The sequence below is a fragment of the Arthrobacter pascens genome (assembly GCF_017052465.1).
GTDB classification, from domain to species: domain Bacteria; phylum Actinomycetota; class Actinomycetes; order Actinomycetales; family Micrococcaceae; genus Arthrobacter; species Arthrobacter pascens.
Window position 1 is genome coordinate 161,306 of sequence record NZ_JAFHKT010000141.1, and the last position, 6,152, is coordinate 167,457.

5 protein-coding genes and 3 pseudogenes are annotated in these 6,152 nt (G+C 63.7%); 5 read left to right on the plus strand and 3 right to left on the minus strand.

Annotated elements, in window-relative coordinates; translation table 11 throughout:
- Positions 1-91: 91 nt before the first annotated feature.
- Complete coding sequence (locus tag JYA52_RS12835; protein WP_205653570.1) at positions 92-1,048, plus strand: lipid kinase; 957 nt, start codon at positions 92-94, stop codon at positions 1,046-1,048.
- Between the two features lie 4 nt (positions 1,049-1,052).
- Here JYA52_RS12835 and JYA52_RS12840 read toward each other — a convergent pair.
- Positions 1,053-1,511, minus strand: a pseudogene (locus tag JYA52_RS12840) (nitrilase-related carbon-nitrogen hydrolase); the annotation flags it as partial.
- 58 nt (positions 1,512-1,569) lie between these two features.
- Between JYA52_RS12840 and JYA52_RS12845 the strand changes: the two are divergent.
- From JYA52_RS12845 to JYA52_RS22505, 3 genes and pseudogenes are all read left to right on the plus strand, one after another.
- Positions 1,570-1,746, plus strand: a pseudogene (locus tag JYA52_RS12845) (FCD domain-containing protein); the annotation flags it as partial.
- A 568-nt stretch (positions 1,747-2,314) separates the two neighbouring features.
- On the plus strand, positions 2,315-3,208 hold the full coding sequence (locus JYA52_RS12850; RefSeq protein WP_240460277.1) for a hypothetical protein: 894 nt from the start codon (positions 2,315-2,317) through the stop codon (positions 3,206-3,208).
- 355 nt (positions 3,209-3,563) lie between these two features.
- Positions 3,564-3,823 (plus strand): annotated as a pseudogene (locus JYA52_RS22505) (IS30 family transposase); the annotation flags it as partial.
- A gap of 403 nt (positions 3,824-4,226) precedes the next feature.
- On the opposite strand, the gene JYA52_RS12860 reads toward JYA52_RS22505, so the two are convergent.
- The gene (locus tag JYA52_RS12860) at positions 4,227-5,222 is read right to left on the minus strand and encodes an aldo/keto reductase family protein (RefSeq protein WP_205653571.1); all 996 of its coding nucleotides are present in this window, start codon (positions 5,220-5,222) and stop codon (positions 4,227-4,229) included.
- Complete coding sequence (locus tag JYA52_RS12865; protein ID WP_205653572.1) at positions 5,222-5,869, minus strand: LacI family DNA-binding transcriptional regulator; 648 nt, start codon at positions 5,867-5,869, stop codon at positions 5,222-5,224. The genes JYA52_RS12860 and JYA52_RS12865 overlap by 1 nt, the downstream gene beginning before the upstream one ends.
- A 117-nt stretch (positions 5,870-5,986) precedes the next feature.
- On the opposite strand from JYA52_RS12865, the gene JYA52_RS12870 reads away from it, so the two are divergent.
- Positions 5,987-6,152, plus strand: a 166-nt coding sequence (locus JYA52_RS12870; RefSeq protein WP_205653579.1) for a helix-turn-helix domain-containing protein, incomplete at its 3' end; no start/stop codon positions are given.

A 6,152-nucleotide genomic window follows, 5' to 3' on the forward strand; every position in this document is an offset into this window, starting at 1 on the left:
GCAGTACCGAACTTGAGGACGCGGGACTGCCGCTGACGGCACTGGCCGGGACGGCGGGCTATTCACAGGTCAACGGCCTAACATGTCCCCCATGAAGGCTGCCCGGGATGCCCGCTCTGCCGCCGTGGTGATCAACGCCGGATCACGCCGAGGGGCGGCACACGAACTTGCGGTGGACACGATGAAACAGGCAGGCGTGCCGATCTCCTCCGTGCACCACGTGCTGTCCGGGGGCGAGCTGGCCGCGACGCTTGACCGGGTGGTGGCGGACGGGCACGACCTGGTGGTTGTCGGCGGCGGCGACGGGACCGTGTCCTACGCCGCCGGTCGGGTTGCCGGCACCGACGTCATGCTCGGCGTTCTTCCACTGGGCACCGCCAACGACTTCGCCCGCACGCTGGAGATACCCAATAATCTTACCGAGGCGTGCGCCACCGTCGCAGACGGGAAAGTGGTGGACATCGACCTGGGCCGGGCCAACGGTGAGCCATTCCTCAACGTCGCGTCCGTGGGCCTGTCGGTGGCTGTTACCGAAGCTCTCAGCCCACGCCTGAAGCGGTACATCGGACCGCTGGCCTACGGCATTGCCACCCTGCGCGCTTATGCGGGGCACAAGGCGTTCCGGGCCCGACTCGAGTTCCCCGAGGGGGACCACGAGCCGATGGAGCTCGAAAACCTGCTCCAGGTGGCCGTCGGCAACGGCCGGCATTACGGCGGCGGCAACACGGTCTCCCCCACGGCAGGGATCGACGACCACACCCTTGACATCTACGCCATCCTGGCGGCGCCGCTCCGGGAGCACGTGAAGATCGCACGGTTGCTCAAGGACGGAAGCTTCATCGAACACGACCGGGTGTACCACCTGACCAGCCGACACGTCCGGCTGGTCACCGAGCAGCCGCTGCCCGTGAACCTCGACGGCGAGATCGCGACCACAACGCCCGCCGACTTCACCGTCCAGCGCAACGCCGTCCACGTCGTGGTGCCCCAGAGCAGCACCAGCGCGTTGTTCGACGGACCGGGCGCCGCGAACGGGCCGTCCAGTTGAAAGCCTACAACCGCCGCTGCCGGAACATCGGGAACAGCTCCCGCACCCTCGCCACCGTCTCCAGCGACACATCGAACGCCTGCACACCAGGCTCGAGCCCGAGGTCCGCTTCAACGACCCCCATCGGATCCACCAGGACGCTGCGGCCCACGGAGACCGGCGGCGCCTGGCACACTCCCGCCACGTACACGCTGTTCTCGATGGCTCGCGCTGCGTTCAAGGCCAGCCACTGCTCCGTCTTGTGGGTGCCCGGCACCCATGACGAGCGGACCAGCAAAACGTGAGCGCCGGCGTCGGACAGTGACCTGGCCAGCTCCGGGAACCGCAGGTCGTAGCAGGTCATCAGGCCGAAGCGCGCTCCCCCGAACTCAAACACCACCGGATCGGTCGACGGTCCGGGCTGGATGAACGTCGATTCCCCGAAGCCCTGCGCATCGAAGAGGTGGATCTTCCGGTAGAAGGCGAGCTGGCCGCCGTCGGGCGAGGTTTACCACGAGACGCTCACGGAGCCCTACGCGTACTTCATCCCCTACCCGATCGAGCTGCTGCACAAATCGAACTGCGACCACGTGGCGCTCGTGGCAGCGCTGCGTGCCGGCGATGTCCAGGAGGCCGTGGAGGTCTCGCGCAAGCACGTGGATATCCTGTACCGGACGATGTTTATGGGCCTGACCGAGGGTGGAGCCAGCTCCGGTTGATGTACGACGGCGACACGGCGGCAGTCCGATGCGAGGCACGGGCGGGCGGACTCGACGTGGTCATGCAAGCAGCATCACTATTCCGACTGCCTTCGTTTGGAGTGCACTCAAGCGAGCAGGAATCTCAAGACGTGCCATGAAACCTCAGGATCGGCTCAAGAAAGCCCGAATGTTGACTGAGGATTAGCCCAGCACCGCAGCTGGGGCCGGAAAAGAAAATAAGCTCATTCTCGACGAGGTTGTAGCGGCACCGGGCACGTTGGTGAATGTCCGCAATCCCGCCGGATACCAGAATTGACGGGATGACCTCCTTGATCGACTGGCAGTCCTAGAGAAGCCATTTGCACGCAAAACTGGGGGCATCACTCGTGACCGAAAATATTCCCTTCCAAGGGATTCCTGAAAGTGGACGCCGCCATCCTTCAATGACCATCTCGGCAGGTCAAAAATTAATAACCTCTCGCTGTGGTTCTTGGCTGAAGCAGTAACTGCCGCAACACATTAAAGACTTCAACTTGCAATCTGGCAAAGCCGAAATTTGAACGACTAAAAGAATTATGGGGAACAAATGTCACATCAGCAGGGTTACCAGCAGACGGCACCGGGGCAGCCGGAACAGCCACCTTTCGGACAGCCGGGTTATGGTCCGCCAACGCAGACGTTCCCGCCCCGGCCAACGAAGACGAAGAAGCAGTCCAACGTCCTCGGGCTGATCGCGCTTATCACCGCGGCACTCGGGTTCATTTTCGCCTGCATCCCCGGTGCACTCATCGTTGGCTGGATACTGCTGCCGATCGCATTTGTTCTGGGTATCGTTTCACTCTTTTTGAAAGACAAGGTCAAGTGGACGGGCGTCACCGCCCTGATCGTCTCTATCGTGGGCACGATCGTAGGGTTTACCGTGTTCTTCGCCGTTGTCGGGACGTCGATTGACAACGCTCTCGGCAGCGGCGACACCAAAGTCGCCACACCGTCTGGGGATGCGGGCACGAACGACCAAGCAGCAGCAAAGGAAGATCCTGCCGCCAAAGCAGGAACCCGTGAGAACCCGTCCCCGATAGGCTCGGTTGTAGAGTCTGACGACTGGCGCGTCGTGATCAACTCGGTCACGCTCGCCGCCACGGATGCCGTTGTCGCGGCCAACCAATTCAATGAGGCGCCGGCCAAGGGGTCGGAGTACATCTTGGTGAACTACTCCGCTACGTACATTGGCGATGACCCTGACGGGCAGATGCCTGCCTTCGTCTCAGTCGAGTACGTCACAGCGAACGGCACGACTGTCAATGGACTCGACAAGCTCGTCACCGCACCAAAGCCGATCAACACCACGAGCACGCTCTACAAGGACGGCACCGCAACAGGCAACATGGCCATCGAAGTGCCGACCGCCACTGCTGGCCAGGGCGTCCTCGCCGTCAGGCCGGGCATGCTGGCCGACAAAGTTTTCGTAGCCGTCAAGTAACACTCCTAAGGAAAGTGCAAAGCCCCCGGTACATTGAACCGACCTCCAGTAGTCGAACTGAATTTCTTAGTCCGGCTTTGGGGGGACAGTTCACATCACCCGGGGGCTTTGCCGCGCTTGGGTGGAGCCTATCCGGTGACGGTGTCGCCGTCTCATAACCCCAGGGAGGCGAGTTCAGGTGGTGAGTGCAACACCCTGAAGTCTGTGGGGCGTCGTCGATGGGCAGACCGTGGTCGCCGTTGAGTGTTCGTTTAGCATTCGGGGAAGGGCTGGATGCCGTGCTGTCGGTCGCCGTAGCGGCGCAGGCCGCGGGGTTGTCACGTCCGACCGCGTACCGGTGGTTGAGCGACCACACGTGATGTTGCTGCATCTGTCTGAGGACCACACCGCCCGCACCGTCGCCGACGCCACGATCACCGCGATGAATACCCTGCCCGAGCAGCTGCGCCGTTCGACGACCTGGGATCAAGGAGCGGAGATGTCCCTGCCTCAGGAGATCACACAATGGCAACGGGTATGCCGATCTACTTCTGCGACCCACATTCGCCCTGGCAGTGCGGCAGCAACGAAAACACCAACGGGCTCCTGGAGTGGTCCCCGAAAAGCACCGACCTGTTGGGGCGGCCTGGCCCTGCTGCTGGTTTCAGGCGCCCTGATCTGACCAACATGGTGACAGTGGTCAAACTCGGCACCGTCCTGGTACTGATGCTCAACGGTCTCAGCATCGGGCCAGCCATGCACCGGCTCCTTGCGCTCCCGGCCCGCACACGCTTCAGCGAGCTAACGCGCAGGCTGCGTCTTCGGCTTCTGATTGCACTCACTGTCTCCCAGACCTGCTGGCGGACCGCAGTTCTCATCGGCCTCATCAACAGCACGCTGCGTCGCTGGACCCGCGCCTGACTCGACGCGGACCCGTTCCGCTACCTTGGGAAGTCGCAGCCGACACGGCTTGGCCGGGTCGGCTGCATTTTATCCAACCAAACGTTGCCCATGACCGTCCCCGGCAATGGCGGCATGTTCAGGGACGTACCTTAAAGGATTCGACCTTCTGCGGGTCGCGTTCCGCGACGGGGCCCAGCAGCTCGTCGATTTCGGCCATCAACGACACATCGAGTTTCACGCCGGCAGCTGTGGCGCTGTCCTCGAGCTGTTCGGGCCGTGACGCGCCGACGATGGCGGCGGAGACATTGCTGTTCTGCAAGACCCAGGCCACGGCCAGCGCGGCCATGGACAGGCCGGCCTCCGCGGCGAGGGGTTTCAGTTGCTGGACGCGTTCGAGGATGTCCTCATTGAGGTAACGGTTTTCCTTCAGTGACCCGTCGTCGGCCGCGAACCGGGACTGTGCCGGGGCGGCCTGACCGGGAAGGTACTTGCCGGTCAAGATGCCCTGGGCGAGCGGGGACCAGCAGATCTGGCCGATGCCGAGCTCGACGCTGGCGGGGACCACTTCCTCCTCGATGACGCGCCAGAGCATGGAGTACTGCGGCTGGTTGGAGATCACCTGGATGCCGAGCTCCTTGGCCAGGGCGGCGCCCGCCCGGATCTCGTCCACCGTCCATTCCGAGACGCCGATGTAGTGGGCCTTGCCGGCCCGGACGACGTCCGCGAAGGCCTGCATTGTCTCTTCCAGGGGTGTTTCGTAGTCGTAGCGGTGGGCCTGGTAGAGGTCCACGTAGTCGGTGCCGAGCCGGGACAGGGAGCCATTGATGGATTCCATGATGTGTTTGCGGGACAGGCCGCGGTCGTTCTTGCCCTCCCCGGTCGGGAAGTAGACCTTGGTGAAGATCTCCAGGCTTTCCCGGCGGGTGCCGCGCAGCGCCTCGCCAAGCGCGCTTTCAGCGCGGGTGCCCGCGTACGCATCGGCGGTGTCGAAGGTGGTGATGCCCAGGTCCAGCGCCTTCCTAACGCACGCGGTCGCGGCCTCCTGGTCGATCTGTTCGCCGTGGGTGACCCAGTTACCGTAGGCCAGGGCGCTGATGTACATTCCGGATGAACCGAGCTTGCGGTATTCCATTAGATCTCTTCCTTGCTCTGTGGGGAGGTGGGGCTCTCTGGGGAGGTGGTTGAATTGAACGACGGCGGTGCGGTGCTGCGCCGCAGTACCAGCCGGGTGTCAATGGTCCGGTGCGCCCGGGGCGCCCCGGGACCGGCAGTGAGGGTTTCGAGCAGCAGCCCGGCGGCTGCCTCGCCCTGCCCGCGGATGTTCTGGTCGATGGTGGTGAGGTCCATGACCTCCGAGAGGTCGTGGTTGTCGAAGCCCACGATGGAGATGTCCCGTGGAACGGTCATTCCGGCCGCCCGCACCACCCCGAGGGCGCCGAACGCCATCTCGTCGGACCCGACAAAAACGGCTGTTGGCATTTCGGGCGCGGAGAGGAGCCGGGTCATCGCCTCTGCCCCGCCCGCCACGGAATTGGCTCCGAACTGTTCGAAGTCCTCATCCAGCGCAATCCCGGCTGCCAGCAACGACTGGCGATAACCGGCCAGCCGCGAAAGCGGCGGCGTGCTGCCCATCGTGACCTCTTCGGCGTCGTCGATTCCGATCAGCCCAATCCGGCGGTGCCCCAGATTGATCAGGTGCCGGACGGCGCTCCGGGCGGCCGCCCTGTCGTCAACGCGCACGCTGTCGAAGACCTCGGAGCCCTGCCCGAGCAGGACCACCGGAAGCCCTAGGTGTATTTCCCACGGAGGTTATGAACAGCGTGGCGTGATGTAAGAAACGAGAGCCTCCGGTATCGATTTGGGTTACCACACTCATCTCGACGCCAGGAGGCTCTCGTGTCCTACGTTACCCATGCCAACACTGACCTGACACCCAAGGCCAGGGGAAAGCTCGCCCGGTTGGTCATCGAGCAGGGCTGGACCCTGCGCCGGGCCGCGGAGCGGTTCCAGTGCTCGCCGGCCACCGCGAAGAAGTGGGTGGACCGGTACCGGGCCCGTGGCG